Genomic DNA, 26,604 nt, shown 5'->3' with positions numbered 1-26,604 from the left:
ATTTATGTTGTCACTTTTAAGACCGTTTTAATTTTTTGGATCACGCCGCCTGTGCTATAAGTTAAAACACTACGCTTATAGAAGGATAGGCTAAATAAATAAGCGACAATAATCGTTGCTACTAAAATACCTAATGATAAAAGTGGTACCATCACCCCTATATCAGTAGCCCCAATGCGCATCGGCATAACCATGCCAGATGTAAATGGAATATAGGAGAATATCTTAATAATAAGCGTATCTGGATTGCCGATACCAGATAGCATTACATAGAAGCCGATTAATGTAATCATCATTGCAGGCATTAATACCTGGCCCGCTTCCTCAACTTTGGAAACTAATGAACCGAATAGAGCCCCTACAATTAAATAGAGGACGATTGTCAAGAGTAGGAAAAGTATTGCATAAATAACGTATCCCAGCGACAATTCCTTTACAATGCTTGTAGCAGCATCCCAAATAACTCCACTCTTCACAAATTTAGCATACACAAGGAAAACCACTGCAATAATTCCCATTTGTGTTAAAGCTAATAACAATACACCAGCAATTTTCGCCTTAAAATGGGTAGCTGGTTTGACACTCACTAAAAGCATTTCCATTGCACGTGAGCCTTTTTCGGAGGCAATCTCTGTTGTGATCATAGATAAGAATGTGGAAATAAAGAAGTAGATTAATATACCAACTGCATAGGACACCCATAGTCCTGATTGCTTTTCCTCTTCGCTTTTACCCCCAGAAGATTCTTCATTTAAATTTTTATTGGAGATAATTGTTTTAGCACTCATAATTTGCGCTGCTTGCTCAGATGTTAATGATAATTTTTGAACAGCATAATGCTGACCCGCATATTGCAATAACGAAGAGATAGTAGTTTGATCATTTAGTTTTAACGGTGTGTACGTAGCTATTTCAGCATGTAATTGACCATTCTGATCTGTTATTTTAACGATTGCATCAAGCTTCTCGTCCTTGACCTTTTTCTCTAGCTTCGATAAATTGTTTTCATTCTGTAAAAATTCCATATCATCATTGGAAACAAACAGCCCACTTAAGTCGGCAGTTGTTTCATTTACAATGGCTATTTGCTTTGCCTGATCATTACCTGTAAATAATTCCTTTATATCCGACCAAAAAATTGCAACGGACATCGCGAGTATATAAAGACATGTCATTAATACAAAAGACTTTGATTTTAATTTTGATCTATATAACTGTTTCATTAATAAATTAAACTTCGACAATGTTGCCACCAACCTTATCCTTAAAGATCTCATCTAACGATAAGTAATCTAAACTAAATTTCTCAATATATTCGCCATTGGAAAGCTGTTGGAAAATGCTCTGTGCAAAGCTCTCGTCCTTCAAAGTTAGCACTGTTTGCTCTTTCTCAACGCGTACATCTTTCACACCCTCAAGTGTCAGCAATTGAGTGGTTGACCAATCTGTACGTACAGCCAATTTGGTTTTCCCGTATTGTTTCTTCAAATCCAGCAAACTACCTGAAAACAGAGAGACACCACGTTTCAATAAACAAAGGTGATCACACAACTCCTCAACATTATCCATTTGGTGACTAGAGAACAAAATCGTTGTGCCCTGTTCTTTTAAAAGTAATATGGCATCCTTCAGTAAATCTTTATTGACAGGGTCAAGTCCACTGAATGGTTCATCTAATATTAAGAACTGTGGCTTATGAATAAAGCTCGCAATTAGCTGTACTTTTTGCTGATTCCCCTTCGATAGTGTTTCTGCTTTATCTTTCCGCTTTTCCTCAAGCTCAAATCGGCTTATCCAAAAATCAATATCTCTCTTTAACTCCGCCTTTTTCATTCCACGAAGCTCACCAAAAAAGTATAATTGATCCTCAACCTTCATCGTTGGGAATATACCCCGTTCCTCAGGTAAATAACCGAGAACATCACGGTTAATAGCATTCACTGGTTTACCATCCCATGTAATCGTCCCCTCTGTTGTTTCTTGCAAATCCAAAATCATACGGAAGGTCGTTGTTTTACCAGCACCATTTTGCCCAATTAACCCAAAAATCTCCCCTTTTTCTATGTTGAAATTAAGATTATCTACTGCTGTAAAATCCTTATACTTCTTTGTGACATGCTGTAATTGTAATGTCATTCTTTTTCCTCCCTATTAGTCTATGTAATACTTATAAGCAATCTGTCTACCTCTAATCCTCATAAATATGAGTAAGCAATTTTAATTTCTTTTTATGTTTATGATTTCTATAAATCTCGATCGTTAATAAGGAAATTAAGAAGACATTCAATAAACAAATCCATGGGAATGCTTGGTTAACTTGATGTGTAAGCATAATTGGTGCAATGTTCAATAACACTGCAAATGCATTTATCAGACAAGCCAAGATAAACAATGTATTAATACGGGATAAATATTTTATTTTTTCTGATTTCCCGGAAAATATTTCGAAAGGCCCCTCCTCTTTCCTTTTTCTGAAGTACGCCCATACCCCAAATGAATTTACATGTTCAATATTCATCGTATCTAAAAAATCGAAATAATCTTTTTTTCGTTTTAATACCATTTCATTGCGATAAATATATTGGTCAGATATGCCATTTTCAAATAGAAAAACGAATGGCCAAAACTTTTTTAAATGCCAGCCTTGTTCTGCCATATTATTAATCCATTGTTCTTCTCGTTCATAATCAATAAAAAAACGAAATTTAAACTTTTTCATAAAGTTACCCCCTTCCTAATCTGAAAATACATCCAGTTCCTTCTTCAAAATTTTACGCACTCGCATAAGCTTAAGGATTGGTCCGACTAATAACATAACGATAAGAATATTAGTACTATTCAATAGCAACTTCAGCATATCTGTATGCTGCCCTCCGGAAATACTAATAAGTCCTATTATTCCAAAAAACAAATTCAGTAGGAGAATTAATGATAGCAACGTAATTTTTTTGGACAAATTACTGATTTTAGTTTTTTTATCAGAGTAAAGTTCAAAGGGCCCTTCATGAGCAGGCTTTCTAAAGAAAACAAAGTTTCCAGAACGGTCTACTTGTTCTATCCCAGAGGATTTGAGAAAATCTAGGTACTCATCCTCATAGGTAGAACCAAATCGCTCCAATTCATCATGGCGATAAATATAGCTACCTGGTTCATCTTGCTCAAATGTAAAACGAATCCAAGTAAATTTTTTTAAATGCCAGCCTTGACTAGCCATCTCATTAACTCTTTTCTCAATATCATACGGATTCATCACTAACCAATATTTATGCAAAGTTCCCATCCTCTTTCGTTATACGGATACCATTATCAAAAAGTTCCCTTAATCTTAAAATTTCATAGTGCACAACTTCTTTTCCACTCTCAGTGATTACATATTCCTTTTTTCGCCCATCATCTTCTAGCGCTTCTATCCAGCCCCGTTCCAGCAAGGTTTTTATCGCACCATAAATTGTTCCAGCCCCAAGCCGAACACGACCATTACTCATTTCCTCTACCAATTGCATAATCCCATAACCATGCCTCGCATCAAATAAAGCTAATAAAATATAATAAACGCCTTCCGTTAACGGCGGATGCTCTTGTGTCATACAAATCCCCCTCTATATCGCACAACAATATATCGACATACGATATAATAAAGAATATATCAGCAGACGATATAGTTGTCAATGTTATTCATTGATTTACAAATTAATGACTTGGGTCAGCGCGCCGACTAGGTTCATCTTCATAATAATTTCAAGGTTATTTTTATGTTTATAAAAGGAATTCTTCTTGCTTGAGTAGATTTCGATTCTACCTGAGCATTACTGCCACCCGAGCGGTTTTTCTGATCGCCCGAGAACTTTCTTGTCCTACCTGAGCAGTTCTCTTCGCTACCCGAGCGATTCGCTTCGGCACCCGAGCACTTTTTAATTCTAATTTTATTGCATACGAAAGCACTCTATGCTATCATGTAAGTAATCACTTGCATGAAAGGAAGTAATTTTTTGTCAACGAAAGGGACCGCTGATCGAATTATTGAAGCTGCATTACATCTTGTCAGTGAAAAAGGTTATACCGCAGCAACAACGAAGGCTATAGCTGAATTAGCTGGGGTTAATGAAGTAACCATTTTTCGCCATTTTGGTAGCAAGCAGGGCATTTTAAAAGCCATTATTGAAAAGTTTTCTTACTATCCTCTAATGCAGCAGGAGCTCAATACAAATGTGACATGGGATTTGGAAAGTGATTTATTGAATTTCTCCCTAAAGCACTTTAATTTTTTAATGTCCATCAAAGACTTTGTCATGATTGGGTTTAAAGAGGGTCTACAATTTCCAGAAATTAACGAAGAAATTGCAAGTATCCCGCTTCTTATTAAAAATGAACTTGTTCATTATTTGAAGGAGATGTATCAAAGAGGGAAAATAAAAGAAATTAACTATGAGGCAGCTGCATTATCTCTAATCGCTATGAATTTTGGACACTTTATGTCACGTGCACGCTTGGGGACTATTGTTTCAGAGATGCCAACGGAGGAATTACTTCAGACAAGTATTGCGATTTTTTCTAGGGGACTCGTTTCCTAGAAAAAATTTTTCCTACTAATGCAAGTAAGTACTTACTTATAAAGGAGGCCTATAGATGAAGGGTTTACAAGCTTTATTTCGTATAAAAGAAACATATATTGGTATAGTTGCTACCATCGCTTTTCAACTTATCTTTTTTTCAGTTTGGATGACTGCCTATGACGGTGTAAATGAGAGAGCTGAAAATTTAAAAATTGGCGTTATTAGTGAGGATCGTGAGATGGGCCAAGAGGTAGCAAATGGACTGAGAACATCATTACCATTTGTCATCGAAGAATTCACTTCAATAAAGCGGGCTGAAGAAGAGTTGAATAAACGTCATATTCAAATGTTGTTGCATATACCAAAAAACTTTACTGCACAAATCCAAGCGGGAAATGAAGGAAAAATTACTTATACTATTAATCAAGCTAGTGCAAGTATGGTTAAAAGTATGATGGAGAGTACCGCCAAACAACTAACAGAGGAAATCAATCACAATATTTTTCCACTAAAGCAAGAAAAGTCGATTGAAATGTTTTCCCAAAAGTTCGCCCAGCTTCCATTAGAACAAAATATGGCACTACAAATTACAGATTCGGTTGAAGCTACAATTTTGCAGATAAAAGATCGTTCAATTGATTCCACAATTATTAAAACAAATAATGCAGAAGGATTTGCGGCAAACTTTGTACCACTAATGGTCATCATCTCATCATTTGTTGGTGCGATGGTAATGATTATGCAGCATCAACAGGCAGCACAACTAGTGCAAACTTTCGTTTCAAAATGGCAATTGTTCCTAGCAAGGCAAATTATAAATATTGGAGTAGCTTTTGTCTTACCTCTATTAACGATTGCGTTAATGCACCTCTTTAATATTTCAAGTGAGGTAAGCTTCCTAACTATCTATCTCTTTCAAGCATTTATGTTCTGGGCATTCCTATGTCTCGCACAAGTTTTTGTCATGATTTTCGGCAATTTAGGTATGGTTTTTAATATTTGTGCCCTTTCCCTACAGCTTGTAACATCAGGTGTACTTGTACCAAAAACCATGCTTTCTGATTTTTATAACAAGCTGGCTTCCATTCTTCCAGCCACTTATGGAGCAGATGGCTATTACACGATTATTTTTGGCGGAAGTGCTGAAAACCTTCAGCAGAACAGTAGTGCATTAGGAATCATTATTGCTGTCACATTGATTATTTCCTCTATAGCCGTTGCTCTACAGAAAACAAAAAATAAAGAAATAACACCTACTACTGTTCAATAAAAAATTAGTAAATCTGCTTTAAAGCCTTCTTGGATTTTTACCATTATGTCAATTCTAATTAGTTGTCAATAATCTCTTCCAGTGCTGCTTCTTAAATTTCATAGAGGGCCATATCTTTGATTTTGCTCTCAATCAATATTGGAATGAGGCATCTTTAAAAATAGATGGTTTAACATTCATTCACAGCTTATAAATTTCTACTCCCTTCTATAATAAATGGCCGTATTATAGAAGGGTAATATCTCGCCTCTCATCTAACGAGAACAACAGTTAATGGCCAAATCGTAAAATTGCTGCTAATTGTTTATTTAATGTGCTTACACTATCTGCAAAATCGTTACGATACCATTGAATAATTAGACCAATAATTGCATTCGCCTGGTATGCACTGTAATAATCAATAGCTATTTCATCATGTAACTTATGCTGAGCTGTAATGTCTCTTTTGAGAAGTGAATAAATTCCATCAAACAGCATGTAATAATAGGTTAGCGGAACATTTTTTGAAAAAACGATGCGGTAAAACATTTTAAAGCGCTCAATATGATGAAAAATTCGTATGGTATTTGGGTCTAATTGATTCTTATCTAATGTCGTTACTGCACGGTATGGCTCCTCATAGGAATTATATAAATCCTCCATAATTTCCTGAAAGTACTCCTCAAATAACCCTTCCTTCTGCTCATAGTGCAAATAGAAGGTTCCTCTATTTATGTTTGCAACTCGGCAAATTTCAGCAATTGAAATGGTTTCGAGTGGCTTTTGACTTAATAAAGTCATTAATGCATTGTGCAACGCTTGCTTTGTTTTGACAACTCTTAAATCATTTGCTTTCAAATTTTCTCCCTCATATTCAACAGATTTTTTATATGTGTTCATTACTAAACAGTTCTTTATATATTGCTTATTGAAATCGCTTACAAAAATATTATATTATTTTAATGAACACATGTTCAATATCCAACTTCATATATTGGAGAATTGTTCATATATACAGGGATAAAAAACACCATATATAGGAGGTCCTTAAGATGAGATTGGAAGGTAAAGTAGCTATCGTAACAGGTGCAGCATCAGGTATGGGAAAAGCAATTGCAGAAGGTTATGCAAAAGAAGGAGCACAGGTCGTAGTTTCTGACTTAAATTTAGAAGGTGCAAAAGCTGTTGTTGAAGGTATAGAGGCAGCTGGTGGCTCAGCGATTGCTGTTCAAACAAATGTCGCTTCAACAGAAGATTTACAACGCTTGTTTGATGAAACAAAAAAAGCTTATGGACAATTAGATATTTTAGTAAATAATGCTGGTATTATGGATGGAATGGAGCCAGTTGGTGAAGTTTCTGATGAGCGTTGGGACAAAGTATTCGCGGTAAATACAACTGCTGTGATGCGTTCAATGCGTATGGCAACAGAGATTTTCCTTGCTCAAGGACATGGTGTATTTGTGAATAATATTTCTGCTGGTGGTCTCTACGGCGCTCGTGCTGGGGCTGCTTACACTGCTTCTAAGCATGCTGTTGTTGGGCTGACAAAAAACACAGCCTTTATGTATGCAGATAAAAATATTCGCTGTAATGGTATCGCACCAGGTGCAGTTATAACAAACATTGCTTCTACCATGACAAACGTGAGCCAAACAGGTGCAGCACGTCAAGGGCTTGGTTTGGCCATTAATCCCCGTGCTGGACAACCTGAGGAGATTGCACAGCTTGCTATTTTCCTTGGTTCAGATGAAGCAAGCTTTGTTAACGGACAAGTTATTGCTGTTGACGGTGGCTGGACTGCTTATTAAAAAATATAAGACACAACTCGATCTGAATTAGGTTGAGTTGTGTCTTTTTTGTATGAGGAAGAGAAGATTGTGTTCATCCGTCTGTCTTAAAGCTACGAATTTTTACAGTCAAATGCTCTTGTAGTATAACTGACTGCATTATATGTGACATTAAACTTAAAGTAAAAACAATATTTAATACTACTGACCTGTAACATTACTTATTACAAAATCGACTAAATGAAAAAAGGAGTATGGTCATGAAAAAATTATATGTTGTTTTATTCTTTATTATAATAATTTATGGATGTGATGTTCCTAATCAATCACAGGATATCAATATGGACCCCGATATATTTCCTTACCCTCAGTTGCTAGAAGATATAAATGACAAGCAAGGTGAAATAGAGAATAAAGAGCGATTTGAAAAGTTTTATAATAATGTTCAGCAAAATAAAACAGATCGTATAAGAATAGTTTGATATACACATGAAGGTAATCTGGTGTTTTATTACCTTGAATAACAGAAAGAAATAATTTATTTAACAATTGATACTCGAAGCGATATTAATGAGCAAAAAAGTTATATTCAAACAAATTGTGACTCACTTAAAAAAGTTCAAACGAACATTGATGAAAAATACTCACTTGAAGGCTGTGATCAACCTATCGACAACAACCTTTTAATTATTGAGAAATAGTAGCTAGTCTTTTATTTGAAACTATTCAGCTAAAAGGATACTCAATTTTTAAAGAAGCACTCAACTATAGAAGATTTGAATGAACATTTGTAATATAAGAAAAAGCCACACGCTAGGATCAAAAATCCTGCATGTGGCTTACTCCATATTAGTTAATACATACTTTTAACCTTTCTTGAAGGGAATATAGAGCCCATGAAGGCACCTAGTAGAGCAGGCAATATCCATCCTAAGCCAATATCATAAAAAGGTAGAAAATCTGAATATAGCTGTTCAACTGCTTCAAATAGACCAAATTTTACTGCTGGTATACTTGTAGCTAATGCTCGATAGCCATCGATTAGACTTATGAAAAAAGTGAAGAATATAGCTGTTAAGTATACAGCCTGTTTATTTTTAAATAATGAAGAGCCTAGTGCTAGTAAAATTAGCACAATTGCAAGTGGATATAAGAACATAAGCACTGGGACTGCATATTGAATAATATTCGTTAAACCAAAATTAGCGATTGTAAATGATACTAGACACAGTATGAACACAAACCATTTATAACTGATTTTAGGGAATACTTCGTGGAAAAACTCACTACAGGATGTAATTAAGCCAATACTTGTCTTTAAGCAAGCAAGGACAATAATGATTGCCAATAAAATAGCCCCAAATGAGCCGAAATAGTGATCGGCAACTGCTGCAAAAATTAAACCGCCATTCTCGTATGGACCAACCGCTTCCATACTAGATGCCCCCATATACGTGATTAGTCCGTATATGAGCATCATTAATGCCATTGCAAAGATTCCTGATGTCCATGTGGCCTTCGCAATCTCCTTTCGATCCGTAATTCCTGCACTTTTAATGGCATTAATAACAACAATCCCAAAGGCTAATGATGCTAAGGCATCCATTGTGTTGTAGCCTTCTTTAAAGCCTGTCATAAATGCAGCATCTATATAGTCACCCATTGGCTGCTGAAAATGCCCCATCGGCCTTACAATACTTGTAATAATTAAAATAAATAACACTATTAAAAAAGCTGGTGTTAAATATTTACCGATATAATCCATAATTTTCGCTGGATTTAATGAGAAGTAATACACGATGGCAAAAAATACAAAGCTAAATAATACAAGTAGCAGTGTTGTATGCTGTGCTTGAATATATGGTTCAAAGCCAACGACAAACGGTACTGTGGCTGTTCGTGGTATTGCAAAAAATGGACCAATTGTTAAATACAGCGCTAATGAAAAAGTCACCCCAAATAAAGGATGAACACGACTCGCTAAATCACGTAATCCGTTGCTACCTGATAAACCAATCGCTAGTATACCTAAAAACGGTAAACCAATTGCTGTTACTAAAAAGCCTATTAATCCAAACCAAAAGTTAGTGCCCGCTAATTGCCCAAGCTGGATTGGAAAAATAAGATTCCCCGCTCCAAAATACAGTCCGAAAAGCATTGTACCGATGACTGCATAGGTTGAGAAAGGTATTTTCTGTTGCATTTTTGATGTACTCCTTCGATGTAATTGACGATAGCAAATTATTTTAATCAAATGATTTTTCACTACAATTCAATCATAGTATCAGGCATTTATTATAAAAACAATAGTTTTTTCGTTTATCCTTATTATCCCACATAAATGGGCATAAAGGGCTTACGCCAAGGAAAAAGAACCATAGTGAAAATTACATTCGAAAAGCTCCTTGTTTCTTAGTCCAAAAGAAAAGAGCTGTCATCAGACAGCTCTTAGTTTGCTACAGACCACTCTACATGATCTAAAAATTTATAAACATCCTCATACACTTTATCACGCTCTTTATCTAACGTAATAATATGACCGGAATTTTCATACCAGATAATCTCTTTATCATCTGTTTTTACTGTATTTAGAATAAAAGGTGCACTCTCTTGATACAAATCATCATCTAAAGAACCTTGCATGACTAATGTTGGTGCCTGAATTGTCGATAATTCTTCTCGCGTTTCAGTAGTTAAACGTGTCACACCATCTAATGAATCTTTAGGTGTAATACGCAGTTCATGTAATTCTGAAATAATTTGATCCTTTGATTTATTTTCAAAGTGTTTATATAAACGAGCATAATGGTATAAACGAGTAAATAAGCCTTTTGAGTTATCGCGTGTAATTGGTGCACACATGGCAACACATGCTTTTACAGGAAACTTCTCGGCTACTTTTAACGAGAATACGCCGCCAAGTGAAATTCCTACTACTGCAATTTCTTCATAGCCTTTATTTTGTAGGAAGTTATAACCTTCCACAACATCGTTCCACCAGTCCTCTGGTTTTGTTTCTAATAATGCTTCTGGCTCTACACCATGCCCACTATATATTGGTGCATGAACGGTATATCCACGTTTGGATAAAAATTCTCCTAGCTTTTTTACATCTTTTGTGCTACCTGTAAATCCATGCAGTAATAGTACGGCTTTTTTGCCTCCCTCAATTGTTAGAGGTTGTGGCTTTATAAACTTCATTTTATAATATCCCCTTCACGGAAATTTGTAATTGTGTATTTTATGTGTCTATCTTAACACCCTTTATTCATAATGTACAATTTATAGTTTTTATCATATCAATGCATTTTACGCATTAACGATGTGAGGTTAAAACGTATTAAATAGCCTTTTCTTCATACTTTGAAAGTGCAAAATTTGGATTCGTTTATTTTCAGTACGAATTCTTTTTAAAAATTTTTATGTTACCTATACTTCCTACCCTTTTCTCGTTATAATGCAGTTAGCTCAAAAAATACGGGAATAGAGGTGTTGAGTAAATGGAGTGGCAACAATTAGAATATTTTGTAACAGTTGCAAAGCTTGAGCATATGACACGTGCTGCGGAAGCATTAGCGATTTCCCAACCAGCATTAAGTCGTTCAATTTCAAAGCTTGAAGAAGAATTGGGTGTTCCTTTATTTGACCGTCAAGGACGTTCCATTATGCTCAACCGATATGGGGAATTGTTTTTATATCGTGTTCAACGAATGCGAAAGGAATATGAAAAAGCAGTTTTAGAATTACAGGAGCTTAATAACCCTGAGCTTGGTGATGTCTCACTCGGTTTTCTACATACTCTTGGAACTAGCATTGTACCAGATTTAATTCGTGCTTTTCGTCAACTGCACCCCCAAATCCGCTTTCACTTTACTCAAAATTACTCACATTCACAACTTAAGCAATTACTGGCTGGTGAACTAGACCTATGCTTACTTGCAGCAATTGACACAGAACCTCCTGTTTGCTGGAGGGAGTTATGGCGTGACGAGCTTTTTATCATGGTGCCCATTGATCATCCGTTTGCTCAACGTACAAGCATCAAAATGAAAGAACTGGAACAGGAAAATTTTGTTCTTATGAAAAAGGGATATGCATTACGTAGAACAGCAGATCGCTTGCTAAATGCTGCTGGGATTAAACCTAAAATTACGTACGAAGGCGATGAAGTATCAACAATTGCTGGTTTTGTGGGTGCCGGACTTGGTGTCTCACTACTACCAGATGACGAAGATTTAAATCCAAAAAAATTAGCTAAAATTCGTGTGGAAGATATGGTCTGTGAACGTATCATCGGGATGGCATGGATTGAAAATCGTTATCTCCCTCCTTCAGCAAGACAATTCCAACAGTTTGTCTTTGATTTTTATAAGAAAAGATAAAAATAAGCGGCAGGTTGCTAAGTCAACCCACCGCTTTTTATTACTTTCCTATATATTTTACTCGATATGAATAAATATCTGAAAAATCACCGTCAACCTCAAAAAGACCTTGCTTTGCTAGAGCTTTCAAGCGATTTTCGATAAATTCTTCATTTAAATAATCATCTATTGCACCATATGTCTCACCAATGATGCGGACTGGCAGCAACCATTCTTCATTCTGGTGAACATGTACTCTTTTTGCGCACTCGATTATAATCGCATCTAATGCATCTTCCTCTACATGCACAATACCATCTTTCCATATACGTAGTGTACTTGGATGGTGTTTCAGGTTCTCCCATTCCTTTGCAAGCCGCTGACATTCATTTATAGAAAAACGTTTTGCCTCTGGACGAAGCTTCATTAACATTTCTGCTGAAAGCTCTCCTGTATGTCGTATCATCATGTTGGGCTGGATACGTTTCAAGCCTTCTGTGGCGTCAATTCCATAGACCATACTACATTTGTTGATAAACTCACTCATAACATAGCGTAACCCAATCTCTTCGTGTGTATTTTGACTATACCAAACCCAGACATCCACATCGCATGGTAATCTATCAATTTTTTTCATCCAATCTTGATGAAAATCCTCATACAATTCAAACTCTTCATGATCCCTAAAAACAAAGTCTTTAAGCCAATTTTTTCGTTCTTCTAGATTATTCAGAGGACCAATCGAGAACACATCATTAATACAAATAACCGACTCTTCTCGTTGTAAATGGTTTTGTCGGATTGCATGTTTTATTGAACCTTGTGTAGATAAGCTAAAGGTGATATGTAAAATTGCCATGAACAATTCCCCCTTCTACTGTTTACTCAGTGCAATTTTTATGCCAATAAAGGTAAAGATAACACCTTGCACCATATTTAATCTTTTCGCAATTGCAGGCTTCCCAATTATCACTTTTCTTACATTACCAGCAAAAATACTAAACAATGAAAATAGGAAAAGAGCTTGAATTAAAAAGATAATACCCAAAATAAGCATCTGTAAAGCCACATGACCATTAGATGGATTTACAAACTGTGGCAATAGTGCTAAGAAAAATAAGGAAACCTTTGGATTCAAAATATTCATTAAAATTCCTTTTCTATATAACGCTACGTAGGCCTGGGCATTTTGTTGGTCCAATGTGAATGGATCGCCTTTCGCTCGAAAAGATTGCCACGCTAAATATAGTAAATATGCCGCACCTGCAAATTTCACAATAGAGAAAATAACAGTCGATTGATAAATAATGGCTGATATACCAAGTACAGCAGCGCCAATATGCACAAGCAAACCTGTACATAAACCAAACGAAGTAGCAATGCCTGCCTTTTTGTCTTGTGTAATGCTTTGTGCTAAAACAAATAAATTATCTGGTCCAGGCATTAAGGTTAATATAATTGATGCTCCTAAAAAAGCTAATACTATTGATAGCTCCAATAAAACTTCCCCTTCTCTCCATCACTTTTCAACCATTCCCAAAATGGTTTTATTGTCATTATACTACAGGACATTACTGTCACCTGATGTTAGTTTATGACTTTATCATGAATTTTGGAAGAAAAAAATTATATACTTAATAATGCTCGTTATTGCAATACTTTTCTCCTTCAATATCTTATAATGAACATAAATATATTGAAACAAGGTGTATTGTTTTAAAGGAAGAGGTGTTTGTCGATGGCAGTAAGTGATATTGTGGAGCAATATGAAGATGAGCATGGAAATATCTATTATAAAATGAAAACACATGACATTGAAGTGCGTGCTACACAAACTACAGGCTTAGCACCTGTAATTACCTATTGGATGGGTGCTAAAGAAATTACGGACGATATTCGCAATTTACGCTTCAGTCCTCGAGCCCCCTCAAGCTATATACAAGATTATGAGGAATTTCAAGCATTACTCTACACGAAGGAGCAGCGTGCCATCAACCAACTTTATGAACAAATGAGTATCAAACCCAGAAATATGTCTTCGGGGAAACAGATATTATGGAGCTTCTTTGTAATTGTTATAGCTATGCTTCCGCTACTAATCGCCGTTTGGTGGTTCAAGTAATATAGCTATGTTAAATCCTCGTTTACACACTATTCCTCTCTCGTTTATTCAAAATTTTCTATTAATTTTCCTATTCAGCTTGACAGCAACACGGAAGTAGTGCATTCTTTAGTCAATTACCAAAAAACTGAACTTCTTTATCAAACATATTAATATACTAACGCACGAAGACCAGTACTTAGCAACTACTTGATAAGAGAGCAATGTCCATAGGCTGTAAGGCATGTACAAGAAGACTAATGAACCTCCTTCGTGAATCGTCCTAGCAAAACTAGGCGCAGTCTCAAGCGTTATGAGTAAAGTGGAATGTCAATGATGTTCAATGTAGGTGGTACCACGGAAAGCAAGCCTTTTCGTCCTAGTTTCTAGGATGGAAGGCTTTTTTATTGTGAAGGTGTGAACATTCGCTGAGGTGACAGAAACTAGTAAAAGAATAATTTAGAGAAATGAAGAAGGAGGAAAAAGCCGTGGAAAGAAAAAGGATTGTCGTTAAAATTGGAAGTAGCTCCTTAACCAACGCAAAAGGTGAAATTGATAAAATACGTTTAATGGATCATGTTCAAGCAATTGCTGAGCTAAAAAAATACGGTCATGAGGTATTACTAGTATCTTCAGGAGCAGTCGCAGCAGGCTTTAAACAGCTTGGCTACCCTTCACGTCCAGTAACAGTAAAAGGAAAGCAGGCCGCTGCAGCAGTTGGGCAAAGTTTACTCATTCAAACCTACAATGCTTTATTTGGGATTTATGATATTGTACCTGCTCAAATTTTATTGACACGTACTGATTTTTCAAAAAAAGAACGTTATAAAAATGCTTGTGCCACTTTTGAGGAATTACTTGAGCGCTCAATACTGCCTATTATTAATGAAAATGATACAGTCTCTGTCAGTGAATTAACCTTTGGTGATAACGACATGCTATCGGCACTTGTTAGTGGTCTGGTTCATGCTGATCAACTCATCATATTAACAGATATCAATGGGCTATATAATGCAAATCCCATTAAAAACCCTCAAGCCAAACGCATTGATCGCTTAACAGAGGTGTCTGATGAAATGTTAGGCTTTGCAGACGGATCAAGCTCTAAGGTTGGTACAGGTGGCATGGAATCCAAATTGCTTGCAGCTAGAGCAGCCTTAAATGCTGGTGTCAAAGTATTTATAGGAACTGGGCACGGCGCGAATAAACTTGTCGACATTATGGAAGGTCGTGGAGATGGTACATATGTTGAGCATGATGCACTCGCAGTTCTAACAAATAATAAACAGTGGATTGCACTCACAGAGGTATCTGGTAAAATTTTTATTGATAGTGGTGCAGAGCATGCGTTATTAGCAAATGGTAAAAGCTTACTGCCTGCTGGTGTCTTTTATATAGAAGGTGATTTCGAGAAAGGCGATGTTGTAGAGGTTTATAGTGAAAAGGGATTGCTTGGTCGTGGTGAGGTTTTATACTCTTCCCTTGAGTTAGCACATGCGATGGGAAAACGCACAGCTGAGTTGGCAAATTACCCAATTGAGGTTATTCATCGAGATAAATGGCTAAAAATTCAAACAAATCAAGGAGGAATTTAGATGACAAGCGAAGTTCAACTAAAAGGAAAACTGGCAAAAGCCGCGAGCTATGTGTTAAATATTAAAACTACTTGTGAAAAAAACGATGCTCTTACAAAAATTGCGGATCAATTAATTGTGGATCAAGATACTATTATCGCTGAAAATGCGAAGGACTTAGCTTATGGTGAGGAGCAAGGAATGCCTGTTTCCACACTGGATCGTATTATGCTTAACAAGGAACGTATAGAAGCAATGGCAAACGCCATCCATCTACTTGTAAAATTAGAGGATCCAGTAGGTAATTTACTAGAAAAAATACAAAAAGATAATGGGCTACTAATCGAAAAACGGTTGGTGCCAATTGGCGTTATCGGAATGATTTACGAAGCCCGTCCTAATGTAACTGTTGATGCGGCAACATTATCTCTGAAAACTGGCAATGCAGTGATTTTACGTGGAAGCTCTTCAGCTAAATTTTCCAATGTAGCAATAGTGGCAAGTATTCATCGTGCACTTGAAAAAACCTCAATTCCTGTTGATGCAGTACAATTAATTGAGGATACAAATCGAGAAACAGCAAAAGAATTGTTCCATCTAAAAGAATACTTAGATGTTTTGATTCCTCGCGGTGGAAAGGCACTTATTGATTTAGTAGTAAGAGAAGCCACTGTACCTGTCCTTGAAACAGGTGCTGGTAATTGTCATATTTATGTGGATCAAACAGCCGATTACATAAAAGCAGAAAAAATTTGTTTAAATGCAAAAACACAGCGACCTTCTGTGTGTAATGCAGCAGAAAGCTTACTTATTCATCCAGATTGGTTTAAGGGGTATGGACCACAGCTTCTCAGCGCTTTGCACCAGGCAGGTGTCACAATTATTGGCGATGAATTCGTTTGTCAAGCGCTCGATTTCGCGCTTCTAGCTACGGAAGAGGATTATGCAACTGAATATTTAGATTTAAAGGTAAGCATAAAACTGGTAGAAAATGTGTATGAGGCAATTGAGCACATTAATAAATATGGTACGAATCACTCTGAAGCAATCATTACAGAGGATCAACTAGTGGCAGAAACGTTCTTAAACAGCGTAGACGCGGCAGCAGTCTATCATAATGCTTCTACTCGTTTCACAGACGGTTTTGAGTTCGGCTACGGCGCTGAAATCGGCATTAGTACGCAAAAATTACACGCACGAGGCCCTATGGGTTTACCAGCCCTTACCTCTACAAAATATTTCATTCACGGCAATGGGCAAATCCGCGAGTAACTGTAGAGATAAAAAGTAAGCCAGCAGTTGATATACGCTGTTGGTTTTCTTTACTTTTCACGATTGGTACCGCTAATTTTGTAGAACCTTTCCTCTTGGTCGAGCGACTTTACGCTTACCTGAGCAGAGGCTTTCCTTGGCCGAGCGACTCTCACGCTTACCTGAGCGGGGCTTCTCTTGGTCGAGCGATTCTTATGCTTACCTGAGCGGAGGCTTCTCTTGGCCGAGCGATTCTCACGCTTACCTGAGCGAGTTCTTCCCTTGGCCGAGCGACTTTCTCGCTTACCTGAGCGGAGGCTTCTCTTGGCCGAGCGACTTTCTCGCCTACCTGAGCGGAGGCTTTCCTTGGCCGAGCGACTTTTACGATTACCTGAGCGGAGGCTTTTCTTGGCCGAGCGACTTTCTCGCCTACCTGAGCGAAGTCTTCTCTTGGCCGAGCGACTTTAGCTGGTACCTGAGCGGAGGCTTTTCTTGGCCGAGCGACTTTTACGATTACCTGAGCAGGGGCTTTCCTTGGCCGAGCGATTCTCACGCTTACCTGAGCGGGGCTTCTCTTGGTCGAGCGATTCTTATGCTTACCTGAGCGGGGGCTTCTCTTGGCCGAGCGATTCATTCTTATACCTGAGCAATTTCTTCCCTTGGTCGAGCAGTATTCACTGTTTCCTGAGCAGGTTCTTCCCTTGACCAAATGATTCGCTCAGACTGAACTTTAAAATGAAGAGAAACTAACCTTGCCCACCTTCATCAAAAGTTAAAACATCATTATAAAAAAATTTAGAAAGAAGGTTTTGTATGAACATTTCTGCGATTATAAAATTAACTGTTTCAATGGCACTTTTTGGCTCTATCGGATTTTTTACTGTTCATACTGGCGTGCCTGCGACCGAGCTAGTATTTATCAGATGTATTTGCGCTACCCTCTTTCTAGGAGGACTATGGCTCATCACTGGTGGACATAAAACAGAGATATGGGATAAAAAGGAAATAGTACGAACACTGATTTGTGGCGTCTTTATCGTCTTAAATTGGGTATTTTTGTTTAAGGCTTTTGAAGAAATGTCGATTTCTATTGCGATTTCTATCTATAATTTAGCACCGATTTTTGTCTTAATTTTTGGTGCGTTATTTTTAAAAGAAAAAATGACCATCCAGGCACTTCTTGCAACAATTACTTGTTTTATAGGAAGTATGTTCATTATCGGCTTAAATAATTTTCTATCACTATCTGAATTTATGAAATCAGGCTTTATTTGGGCATTACTGTCTGCCATATTTTATGCGTTTACAATGCTAACAAGTAAAACGATTACAAAGCTTAGTTCCTATGCATTAACCTATATTCAAACAGCAGTTGGAATTATTATCCTCCTACCATTTATAGATTTTTCACTGTTCGATGGCTTAACGACAACAAATTGGCTATATATTTTAGGGACTGGCTTTATTCACACGGGCTTTGTTTACTATTTATTCTTTGATAGCATTCGTAGTCTTTCTACAATTCTAGTTTCTGTATTAGTTTTTGTAGACCCAGTAGTGGCCATCTTGCTCGATATGTTATTGCTCAATTTTATGCCAAGCCTTATGCAAACAATGGGCATATTATTAATTTTCGGGGGGATTTTTTATACCATCTATGTTCCAAAGAAAAAACGTGTGTCCCATACGTCAACTTAAACCTAGAGGAGGTTTCTTATGGGGAAGCTTTATACCATTGGTGAATTGTTAATTGATTTTACACCTACAGAACACGATAGTCTCCCTACTGAAGTAGAGCTTTTTGCTAAAAATGCAGGTGGGGCTCCTGCCAATGTTGCAGCAGCTTGTGCAAAACTTGGGCAAGAGGCAGCCCTCCTTACACAAGTAGGTCAAGATGCCTTTGGAGATTTTCTTGTGAACACAGTAAAACAGGCTGGTGTCGATACAAACTATATTATGCAAACTAATGAGGGCGAAACAAGTCTAGCCTTTGTGTCACTGATGAAAGATGGAAACCGCGAATTTTTATTTTATCGACGTCATGCAGCGGATTTACTTTACAGCAAAGAGCAGCTTCCTGCTAATCTATTAACAGCGAAGGATATTCTTCATTTTTGTTCTGTAAATCTAGTGGAAAGCCCAATGAAAGAGGCACACATAGCCTTGATCGAGCAGGCACATCAAGCAGAAAGTCTTGTGTCATTTGATCCTAATGTCCGTTTGCCATTATGGCAAGATGATAAGGCATGCCGTCAAACCATTTTAGAATTTATCCCAAAAGCCCATATTGTAAAGCTGTCTGAGGAGGAGCTTTTGTTTTTAACAGCAATCGAAGATGAAGAACAAGCAGTCCAAACATTATTTCAAGGAAAGGTACAAATCCTGATAATTACTCGTGGAGCAGAGGGTGCAAGTCTTTATGCTAGAAAGCTACATGTCAAAGTACCAGCTGACATGGTCCATACAATTGACACAACCGGAGCGGGTGATGCCTTCATTGGCGCTGTAATAAGCATTTTCCTTAATCAGCAGATAACAGTTGGAAAGCTAATCGATTTTTGTGAGCAATACGCAGTGCCTCTCTTGAAATTCGCTAATCATTATGCTGGAGCCTCCACTGAAAAACATGGTGCTATCGCTTCTTATCTAACAAAGCATGAACTAGCATTTGACTATAATACCTTCTTTTAGTTTGTAAGGGGATGCTCAAGCTATTAAATGTAAATAGTGTGGTTTCAAGATTATTCAACCCCTTACATTAATACAATTTATTGGATATAAAAGCGCAAGAAATCAATTTAGAAACTTTGATTTCTCGCGCTTTTTGAGGTTTTGACTAACATCTACTTTTCACTTATAAAATGTTGAATGTCACCTGATAAAATGGCCGTTTCTGACGGATGCCAAAAATATGTATTACCGTCATAGTGAACACCGTATTTATAGGCTGTGGGTTCATCCGTATATAAAATGATCTGATAGCTTATTGGATCTCCAGCGCTTGTATTCGGTTGAAATGCCGGAGCGTCTTTACTATTCGATAGGATTTCCAGAAGATTCTCCATTTTAGCTTTATCCGAAATTGTAGCTATCTGCTGATTTCCTGTTGGTGGGGCTGATTTATATATCTCTATCTTTTTTACTTGGTCTAAAGATACATCCTCAAAATGCCATTTGTATTCTGAATTATCAATTGCAAAATATATACGATACCCATTTATAGCGGCTTTATCCTTGACAGCGATGATATTGTCTTCCCCTTTAATGGAATAAAGCTTTGTCCCCTTTTCATGAAACGCAGCATCTCCATCTTTTAATTGATAGGATGAATTTGTAACATTATCAGCCACTTTAAAGCGAACTTCCCCTATTTCTTTATCTATGAATGATGCATCGGCTAATTCACTATTCAGAACACCAGTATAATTATGATCGTTCCATTGGATAAAATCTACCCAGTCAATTACTGATTGACCGCCTATAAAAGGTTGACATCCTGTTAAATAGATTAAGAGGAAACTAAGCATTAACCATTTTTTTATCACCATCACCCCTTATAAATATAGGTATAAAGGCTTCCTGACCGTAAAATATAGATGTTGTTTGATCTTACTCGTACTTCCTTTTAATTTACAACACTATTTGATTTGCAGCAACCATCTATTATTATCAACAAGATTCACCAAATCCTTCTTCCTGTCATTTTTTAGTTCCTAATGTGTGTATGCTCGAATAGCTTTCGACGTCTGCCAATTTTTCAGCGGACTTAACAGCAGTAAGTATTGCATCTTCCATCACTTTTGTTGCTAAGTAGCCTATATAGTCAACTGGATAGATTGTATTTCCTGTACCTAGTACAAAAATCGTATCACCATCCAGCATGGTATGAACAGGGTATATTGTCCGGGCAAGAGCATTTTGAGTGAGCTGTGCGATTTTCTTTGCCTCTCCTTTCGTAAGCCTGGCATTTACCGCAACTACACCAATAGTCGTATTTGTACCAGACAATGCTTCTGATTGAACATGCTCCTCTAAATATGCACAACAATCAATCCACTCCGCCGTTTCCTTATTCCATGCGCCAGCTAGCGTTTTTCTTGTAGAAGGATCTTTTACATCTCCAACAGCATTTACCGCAACAATGGCACCGACAACTAGATTATTTTTGCCAGCTATTGAAGCACTACCTAGTCCTCCCTTCATGCAAAATTGAGACCCTGCTAATTTCCCAACAGTAGCACCATACCCAGCACCTGTATTGCCATTTAAAAAAAAGCCAATCCGAGCATTTTTAGCGGCTTCATAGCCCATTGCAGCAGTCGGTCTTGTTTTCGGATTACCAATAAACAAATCAAATAGCACCGCACTTGGAACAATAGGTATTTTTGCAACTCCTGTATCCACTCCAATATCCTGCTCCTCTAAAAATTGCATGATTCCCGTTGCTGCATCCAGCCCAAATGCACTACCACCAGATAAGCTAATAGCGTGCACACGGTCAATTACATTGATTGGATCTAATGCATCTGTATCACGGGTGCCAGGTGCAGAGCCTCTTACATCGACACCACAAACTGCACCATTCTCTACTAAAATAGCTGTACAGCCTGTTATTCCTTCCTTATTTTCCACATGTCCGACCTTTACACCGGGTACATCTGTAATATTTCCAAACATGTATAGTCACCTCAACTTCAAAAATACTAAATTTTCTAATTATTTTATATATTAATTTCCACAAATTTGCTATTAATACATGAAATCCTTTTCATATTTCCAGTTCATTCAATGATATCATACAACTTTGCTGAAGATATAATCAGTGCTCCGGAAAAACATTGCTTCGATTTGTAGCACATGATCTTACAAGCAATTATTAACCAAATTCCTCTCTTTTTTCACTGGTTTTCACCTTCTTTTCGACCGTTCCTCTCTCTTCTAATTTTCAAAAGTAAAAACCAACACCATATTTAAACAAATAATTGTTCAAATAGATGCTGGTTCATATAGTTATTGTTGACGTGATTCAGTCATTTGCTTCCACACAGAGCCTTTTGCTTCCTCGCCCTGTTCGATTCGAGCAAGCGCCATTTTCACTTGTAGCTTTACCTCAAACTCTTTATCGTCTTCTGCAGCCTTTAATGCAGGTAATGATTGCTCAGTACCTACCTCATATAAATACATGGCTGCTCGCCAGCGAACAAGCTTGTTTTTATCTTGTAAAGCATGCTGCATAGCGTTTTCAAACTCCACAAATCCAAGGTCACTCATACAATCCCCAGCTGTTCGGCGTACGGCTGCACTTTTATCCTGTAATGCCTTTTCCAAATACGGCACAACTGCTACATCCTCAACCATACCTAAATATACAGTAGCCAATCGTCGAATCGACATCTGCTCATCCTCTAAAGCTAAATCAAGCAGAGGTAAGTCATCCAACTCAGGGTCAGCCATTTGGTCGAGCAACTGGAAACGCTTCTCCCATTCTGGTTGCATAAACTGCTCAACTGTTACTTTTCGCTTATCTGTTTTTATAGCTGTTTTTTCATCATCATTAACGGCTACAACTATTTCTGCTATACGTTCTGAAGAATAAGTGACATCGATCTCCTGTTTGACCGCTTCTGCAATTTCCTCAAGCTCACCATAACGCACACCATAGTCAATCCACTTGCGTTGGAAGATATAATTCTCATCGTCTGCTGTTTCAATAATTTTATTGAAAGCTTCCACAAAGCGTTCACCACAGCTTACACGATACTCTCGTTGATTATCAAATACCTTTACTTGTAGTGGCACCTGCTTATAAAATTGTACATGGACATAAACTTCCCCATAAAATTCATTTGTAGCATGTATTTCGTTTTCTTCTTGTACATTATCTTCCCCTAAAACTTGACGAATACTTGCTAAAATACCTTCCCATGCATATTTCGCATTTCGTTCAACTGCAAAAAAATCAGCCACATGGTAAACGCCCTTGACCCCTTCGATTGCCAAAATTGCTGCAGCTTCACCAGTTGCTTCATTTTTATTATCTTTTGTAAAATTATAGCTTTTTCCAAATGGTAATTCTGTATCCACGACAATCTTCATTGAATTAGGGCTTGGTGTCGGTTCAATTGTTATAATCTTCATGTCTAATCGCTCCTTATCCATTCACAATTTCTTCTAAATAAGACCATCTTTCAATCAAATTTTCATACTGAGCATTAAGCTCATCTAGCTTTGCCGTTAATTCCTGTAGCTTCGTGAAATCAGAGCCAGCATTCGCAATTCCTTCTTCAGTTTCCATAATGGCAGCCTCTGTTTTTTCAATATCGTCTGCAATCGTTTCCCACTCTTTTTGCTCTTTAAAGGATAGCTTTTTCTTGTCCGATTTTGGCTTTTCCGTTTTAGGTTTCTCTGTCTTCGGCAACTCTACTTTTACAGCAGCCTCCTGCTCACGTTTTGCCAAATACTCACTATAAAGATCCAGTGTCTCCTCTACCTGACCCTGTCCATCTAAAATCCAAAGCTTTTTAGCAATTCGGTCAAGGAAGAAACGGTCATGAGATATAGTGATTACAACACCAGGGAAATGCTCAATAAAGTCTTCCAGCACGCCCAATGTTTCTATATCCAAATCATTGGTAGGCTCGTCTAGTAATAGAACATTCGGCTGCTCCATTAATAAATGTAATAAATGAAGGCGTTTACGTTCCCCACCAGATAATTTACCGATTGGCGTCCCATGTGCATGGAGCGGGAATAAGAATCGCTCCAGCATTTGAGCTGCAGAGTAACGCACCCCCTCTGCATCTGTAATATCATTGGAGGCTTCACGAATATATTCAATCATGCGCTCATTTTCATTCATTTTCGGTAACGTCTGTTTGAAATGTGCTAGCTTTACTGTTGAGCCAACAAGAATCTCACCTATATCCGGTATCAGCTCACCTGCTAGCATGTTCAATAATGTTGATTTTCCTACCCCATTGGCACCAATAATACCGATACGATCACCTTGTTGGAGTATAAATGAAAAATTTTCAAGAATTTTTTGCTGTCCAAATGCCTTTGAAATGTTTTCAGCCTCTAATACTTTTCGACCAAGTCGTGTAGTAGCTAGCCCCATCTCTAACGAAACATCCTCAGTTTTATGCTCTAGGTTTTCTTCAAGTTGTTCAAATCGTTGAATTCGTGCCTTTTGTTTTGTTGAACGTGCTTTAGCGCCGCGACGAATCCATTTCAATTCTGAGCGATAGCGATTGCGGTCTTTTTGGGCAGAGGCTTCTCTCATTTCTTCACGAATAGCACGGGCCTCTAAATAGTCCCCATAATTCCCTATATGACGATACAACGTTTGATCAGCTAGCTCGTAAATATGCGTAGATAATTCATCTAAAAAATAACGATCATGGGTAATAAAAATAACGGCCCCTTTTAATCGTAATACCATTTCTTGCAACCATTCCGTCGATTGTACATCTAAATGGTTAGTAGGCTCATCCAATAAATACAGATCTGCAGGCTCAATTAACACCTTCGCTAAAGCAACCCGCTTTTGCTGACCACCTGACAGTGTTAATACTTCTTTATCGAATGTCTCAATGCCAAGCTTCGTTAGTGCTGTTTTTGCTAGTGCATTGACATCCCATGCTTGCTCCTCATCCATACGCTGCTGCAAGCTAAACAACGTTTTTTGTAGATTTTCTGAGGTAGGGTTTGAAGCAAGAGCCGCTACTGTTTCCTCATATTCACGATTTAACTTTAAAATGGGGGAATCTCCTGCAAACACAGCCTGCAAAACCGTTTCTCCACTAGCAAATGTAGGGTCTTGTGGCAAATAAGCAACCCGATATTTATTAGGTCTATCAATATTCATTGAATCTGCCTCAATCTGCCCAGCTATTATGGACAATAAAGTGGATTTTCCCGTTCCATTAATACCAATTAAGCCAGCTCGCTCTCCCTCATAAATTGTAAATTCAATATTTTGAAAGAGCGTTTTATCGCCCACTGTTTTTGTTAAATTTTGTATAATTAAATGACTCATTCCACTATTCCATCTCTTTCACGCTTAATATGTAGACGTTTTATTGATATCCATTATTAATCATAACACCAAACGACTGGTAAACAAAGAACAACAAACTGAAGAGTGTAGGTCTATCATGAGTGTGCTGATTGATCGTTGTCTATTTTTCTTTATAAAATTTCGGGACACTGGTGGCGGAATTCTTTTCGAATCATCTTCTATCATCATGAGACTATACAAAATTTTGATATACAACTTAATCAAAACTATATAAAAAATAAGGCATAGGTGTGCAATTTTAATGCGACACCTATGCCTTTTATCATGATCCACCATTCTAATCCTGTTTGAACTTTGGGAGGCGAAGCAAAAAGAATATGGGCGTTCCATTTCCCGTAATGTCCAGATTAGTTTCAAGCAATAGAATTGCTGATTAAATGCTCTTCACCTTATTGGCCAATCTCCTTTTGTAACTGCTGTAAAAAGCCTTCCATAAACTGATGGCGTTCATTAGCCATTTGCTTGCCTTTTTCAGTTGTCATTAAATCCTTTAAGAATAAAAGCTTCTCGTAGAAATGCGTGACTGAGGATGTATTTTTAGTGCGATATTCCTCCTCCGTCATATTTGTTCGCGCTTGCTCTGCTGTATCATACAATTTTCGCCCCTTTGCACCACCATAAGCAAATGTACGTGCAATTCCAATAGCTCCAATGGCATCTAAGCGATCAGCATCTCGTACTATTTTTGCCTCAATAGATGTTGCTTCAAGCTCATTCCCTCCATTAAATGATACTTGAGCAATACAATCTTGAATATGCCGCTTTTTATCTTCACTTAATGCTAACTCAGCAATTAGCTGATTTTCTTGCTCTTTATTATTGGTATACTTTTTATCACTTACATCATGCAGCAGCACTGCAATTTTTACGACTTCCGCATCTGCTGCTGGCTCACTATGTAAAATGTCCATTGCATTTTGGTAAACGCGTTCAATATGCTGAAAATCATGGCTGGCATCAAACTGCTCATAAATGCTTCGTACTTTATCCATTAAATCGTTCATGTTCTTCATTCAGTCCCTTCTTTTGCTATTATACTGATAAGTGATATTCTGCAGCAATAAAATTTAGATAAACAAATCATTTCAATTGACTAATTTTTCAGAATATTATATGATACATTTACAGAACAACTTTCTTGTTCTGTATCTCACTATTTCAATGTACGGTAACTATGTTCTTCACAGATTAATGACAACTTCAGCGGGCTTACAATTGAATAATGTGTTACAAGATGATGTATGTAAACATTAACCAATCATCTAAGAAAAAATAAAAGTGAACACTTTCCCTTAGAAATTCTTTGTTTTAACCCGCATAGTGTTTGTACAAATTGAAATAGGTGAGCAATCCGTTAGGCTTGTTTCCACAACCATGAAGCTTAATTCATATGTTGCAAGTGTACATTATTTTTGTCATTAATTGATGTTTCCTTCTTTTATTCAATAACAGAATAAGTATGAACGTAGCTTCTCTCTTTAATGAAAAAGGTGTACAATCGTTTGCTGACATTATGTAAATAGCTGGCTTATTAGAGTTGTGTGAACAATAATAGATAATTTATGTAGGCAAATTTTTTCGAGTTTCATTTAAGCCATAGAAGAAGTATTATGCTATGAAGGAAGTAGGAACAATTTTTATGTAC

25 protein-coding genes are annotated in these 26,604 nt (G+C 37.2%); 10 read left to right on the top strand and 15 right to left on the bottom strand.

Features of this window, described 5'->3' with window-relative positions; translation table 11 throughout:
- Window positions 1-2 precede the first annotated feature (2 nt).
- Genes QNH24_RS09750 through QNH24_RS09730 form a run of 5 tightly spaced genes read right to left on the bottom strand, consistent with a single transcriptional unit; the run spans window position 3 to window position 3,587 of the window.
- Window positions 3-1,253 carry an ABC transporter permease gene (locus tag QNH24_RS09750; RefSeq protein WP_283871841.1) on the bottom strand — a complete coding sequence of 417 codons (1,251 nt, stop codon included), beginning with the start codon at window positions 1,251-1,253 and terminating at the stop codon, window positions 3-5.
- The gene (locus QNH24_RS09745; protein WP_054772213.1) at window positions 1,231-2,136 is read right to left on the bottom strand and encodes an ABC transporter ATP-binding protein; all 906 of its coding nucleotides are present in this window, start codon (window positions 2,134-2,136) and stop codon (window positions 1,231-1,233) included. Before QNH24_RS09745 ends, QNH24_RS09750 begins: the two co-directional genes overlap by 23 nt.
- A gap of 52 nt (window positions 2,137-2,188) precedes the next feature.
- Window positions 2,189-2,719 (bottom strand): DUF2812 domain-containing protein, encoded by a 531-nt coding sequence (locus QNH24_RS09740; RefSeq protein WP_283871839.1) that lies wholly within the window; start codon window positions 2,717-2,719, stop codon window positions 2,189-2,191.
- A 15-nt stretch (window positions 2,720-2,734) separates the two neighbouring features.
- Window positions 2,735-3,280 (bottom strand): DUF2812 domain-containing protein, encoded by a 546-nt coding sequence (locus tag QNH24_RS09735; protein WP_283871837.1) that lies wholly within the window; start codon window positions 3,278-3,280, stop codon window positions 2,735-2,737.
- Window positions 3,264-3,587 (bottom strand): PadR family transcriptional regulator, encoded by a 324-nt coding sequence (locus QNH24_RS09730; RefSeq protein WP_283871835.1) that lies wholly within the window; start codon window positions 3,585-3,587, stop codon window positions 3,264-3,266. The genes QNH24_RS09735 and QNH24_RS09730 overlap by 17 nt, the downstream gene beginning before the upstream one ends.
- 402 nt (window positions 3,588-3,989) lie before the next feature.
- On the opposite strand from QNH24_RS09730, the gene QNH24_RS09725 reads away from it, so the two are divergent.
- Both QNH24_RS09725 and QNH24_RS09720 read left to right on the top strand, forming a co-directional pair.
- Complete coding sequence (locus tag QNH24_RS09725) at window positions 3,990-4,571, top strand: TetR/AcrR family transcriptional regulator (RefSeq protein ID WP_283871833.1); 582 nt, start codon at window positions 3,990-3,992, stop codon at window positions 4,569-4,571.
- A 55-nt stretch (window positions 4,572-4,626) separates the two neighbouring features.
- A complete protein-coding gene (locus QNH24_RS09720; protein ID WP_283871831.1) occupies window positions 4,627-5,823 on the top strand; it encodes a YhgE/Pip domain-containing protein in 1,197 nt (398 codons plus the stop codon).
- A gap of 270 nt (window positions 5,824-6,093) precedes the next feature.
- On the opposite strand, the gene QNH24_RS09715 is transcribed toward QNH24_RS09720, so the two are convergent.
- A complete protein-coding gene (locus QNH24_RS09715) occupies window positions 6,094-6,660 on the bottom strand; it encodes a TetR/AcrR family transcriptional regulator (RefSeq protein WP_283871829.1) in 567 nt (188 codons plus the stop codon).
- Window positions 6,661-6,854: 194 nt separating this feature from the next.
- On the opposite strand from QNH24_RS09715, the gene QNH24_RS09710 reads away from it, so the two are divergent.
- Window positions 6,855-7,613, top strand: a complete 759-nt coding sequence (locus QNH24_RS09710) for an SDR family oxidoreductase (RefSeq protein ID WP_283871827.1) — start codon at window positions 6,855-6,857, stop codon at window positions 7,611-7,613.
- A 239-nt stretch (window positions 7,614-7,852) separates the two neighbouring features.
- Entirely contained in the window at window positions 7,853-8,074 is a 222-nt protein-coding gene (locus tag QNH24_RS09705) for a DUF4362 domain-containing protein (protein ID WP_283871826.1), read from the top strand.
- Window positions 8,075-8,445: 371 nt separating this feature from the next.
- Here the strand turns inward: QNH24_RS09705 and brnQ are convergent, their stop codons facing one another.
- Together brnQ and QNH24_RS09695 are read right to left on the bottom strand one after the other, a co-directional pair.
- Window positions 8,446-9,795, bottom strand: a complete 1,350-nt coding sequence (gene brnQ / locus QNH24_RS09700) for a branched-chain amino acid transport system II carrier protein (RefSeq protein WP_283871824.1) — start codon at window positions 9,793-9,795, stop codon at window positions 8,446-8,448.
- 245 nt (window positions 9,796-10,040) lie between these two features.
- Window positions 10,041-10,793 (bottom strand): alpha/beta hydrolase, encoded by a 753-nt coding sequence (locus QNH24_RS09695; RefSeq protein ID WP_283871822.1) that lies wholly within the window; start codon window positions 10,791-10,793, stop codon window positions 10,041-10,043.
- Between the two features lie 299 nt (window positions 10,794-11,092).
- Here QNH24_RS09695 and QNH24_RS09690 point away from each other — a divergent pair, with 299 nt between their 5' ends.
- The gene (locus tag QNH24_RS09690; protein WP_283871820.1) at window positions 11,093-11,974 is read left to right on the top strand and encodes a LysR family transcriptional regulator; all 882 of its coding nucleotides are present in this window, start codon (window positions 11,093-11,095) and stop codon (window positions 11,972-11,974) included.
- A gap of 40 nt (window positions 11,975-12,014) precedes the next feature.
- Here QNH24_RS09690 and QNH24_RS09685 read toward each other — a convergent pair whose 3' ends face one another.
- Together QNH24_RS09685 and QNH24_RS09680 are read right to left on the bottom strand one after the other, a co-directional pair.
- The gene (locus tag QNH24_RS09685; protein WP_283871818.1) at window positions 12,015-12,812 is read right to left on the bottom strand and encodes a DUF1835 domain-containing protein; all 798 of its coding nucleotides are present in this window, start codon (window positions 12,810-12,812) and stop codon (window positions 12,015-12,017) included.
- A gap of 15 nt (window positions 12,813-12,827) precedes the next feature.
- A complete protein-coding gene (locus QNH24_RS09680; RefSeq protein WP_283871817.1) occupies window positions 12,828-13,451 on the bottom strand; it encodes a LysE family translocator in 624 nt (207 codons plus the stop codon).
- 240 nt (window positions 13,452-13,691) lie between these two features.
- On the opposite strand from QNH24_RS09680, the gene QNH24_RS09675 reads away from it, so the two are divergent.
- The 5 genes from QNH24_RS09675 (at window position 13,692) to QNH24_RS09655 (ending at window position 19,570) form a co-directional block, all read left to right on the top strand.
- Window positions 13,692-14,075 (top strand): sodium:proton antiporter, encoded by a 384-nt coding sequence (locus QNH24_RS09675; RefSeq protein WP_283871816.1) that lies wholly within the window; start codon window positions 13,692-13,694, stop codon window positions 14,073-14,075.
- A gap of 467 nt (window positions 14,076-14,542) precedes the next feature.
- The gene (proB, locus tag QNH24_RS09670; protein ID WP_283871815.1) at window positions 14,543-15,649 is read left to right on the top strand and encodes a glutamate 5-kinase; all 1,107 of its coding nucleotides are present in this window, start codon (window positions 14,543-14,545) and stop codon (window positions 15,647-15,649) included.
- Window positions 15,650-16,900, top strand: coding sequence for a glutamate-5-semialdehyde dehydrogenase (locus QNH24_RS09665; protein WP_283871814.1), 1,251 nt, complete (start codon window positions 15,650-15,652; stop codon window positions 16,898-16,900).
- Window positions 16,901-17,692: 792 nt separating this feature from the next.
- Window positions 17,693-18,577: a DMT family transporter gene (locus tag QNH24_RS09660; RefSeq protein ID WP_283871813.1), complete on the top strand. Its 885-nt coding sequence runs from the start codon at window positions 17,693-17,695 to the stop codon at window positions 18,575-18,577.
- 18 nt (window positions 18,578-18,595) lie between these two features.
- Window positions 18,596-19,570, top strand: coding sequence for a carbohydrate kinase family protein (locus tag QNH24_RS09655; RefSeq protein ID WP_283871812.1), 975 nt, complete (start codon window positions 18,596-18,598; stop codon window positions 19,568-19,570).
- Between the two features lie 152 nt (window positions 19,571-19,722).
- Here QNH24_RS09655 and QNH24_RS09650 read toward each other — a convergent pair whose 3' ends face one another.
- The 5 genes from QNH24_RS09650 to QNH24_RS09630 all read right to left on the bottom strand — a co-directional run bounded on the left by QNH24_RS09650 (window position 19,723) and on the right by QNH24_RS09630 (window position 25,963).
- Window positions 19,723-20,424 carry a hypothetical protein gene (locus tag QNH24_RS09650; RefSeq protein WP_283934531.1) on the bottom strand — a complete coding sequence of 234 codons (702 nt, stop codon included), beginning with the start codon at window positions 20,422-20,424 and terminating at the stop codon, window positions 19,723-19,725.
- A 154-nt stretch (window positions 20,425-20,578) separates the two neighbouring features.
- Window positions 20,579-21,556, bottom strand: coding sequence for a P1 family peptidase (locus QNH24_RS09645; protein ID WP_283871810.1), 978 nt, complete (start codon window positions 21,554-21,556; stop codon window positions 20,579-20,581).
- A gap of 333 nt (window positions 21,557-21,889) precedes the next feature.
- Entirely contained in the window at window positions 21,890-23,017 is a 1,128-nt protein-coding gene (locus QNH24_RS09640) for a conserved virulence factor C family protein (protein WP_283871809.1), read from the bottom strand.
- Between the two features lie 13 nt (window positions 23,018-23,030).
- Window positions 23,031-24,917 carry an ABC-F family ATP-binding cassette domain-containing protein gene (locus QNH24_RS09635; RefSeq protein WP_283871808.1) on the bottom strand — a complete coding sequence of 629 codons (1,887 nt, stop codon included), beginning with the start codon at window positions 24,915-24,917 and terminating at the stop codon, window positions 23,031-23,033.
- A 431-nt stretch (window positions 24,918-25,348) separates the two neighbouring features.
- Window positions 25,349-25,963 carry an HD domain-containing protein gene (locus QNH24_RS09630; RefSeq protein WP_283872789.1) on the bottom strand — a complete coding sequence of 205 codons (615 nt, stop codon included), beginning with the start codon at window positions 25,961-25,963 and terminating at the stop codon, window positions 25,349-25,351.
- Window positions 25,964-26,604 lie beyond the last annotated feature (641 nt).

The sequence above is a fragment of the Lysinibacillus pakistanensis genome (assembly GCF_030123245.1).
Lineage (GTDB): Bacteria > Bacillota > Bacilli > Bacillales_A > Planococcaceae > Lysinibacillus > Lysinibacillus pakistanensis.
This window is presented reverse-complemented; position numbering and strand designations above follow the sequence as displayed.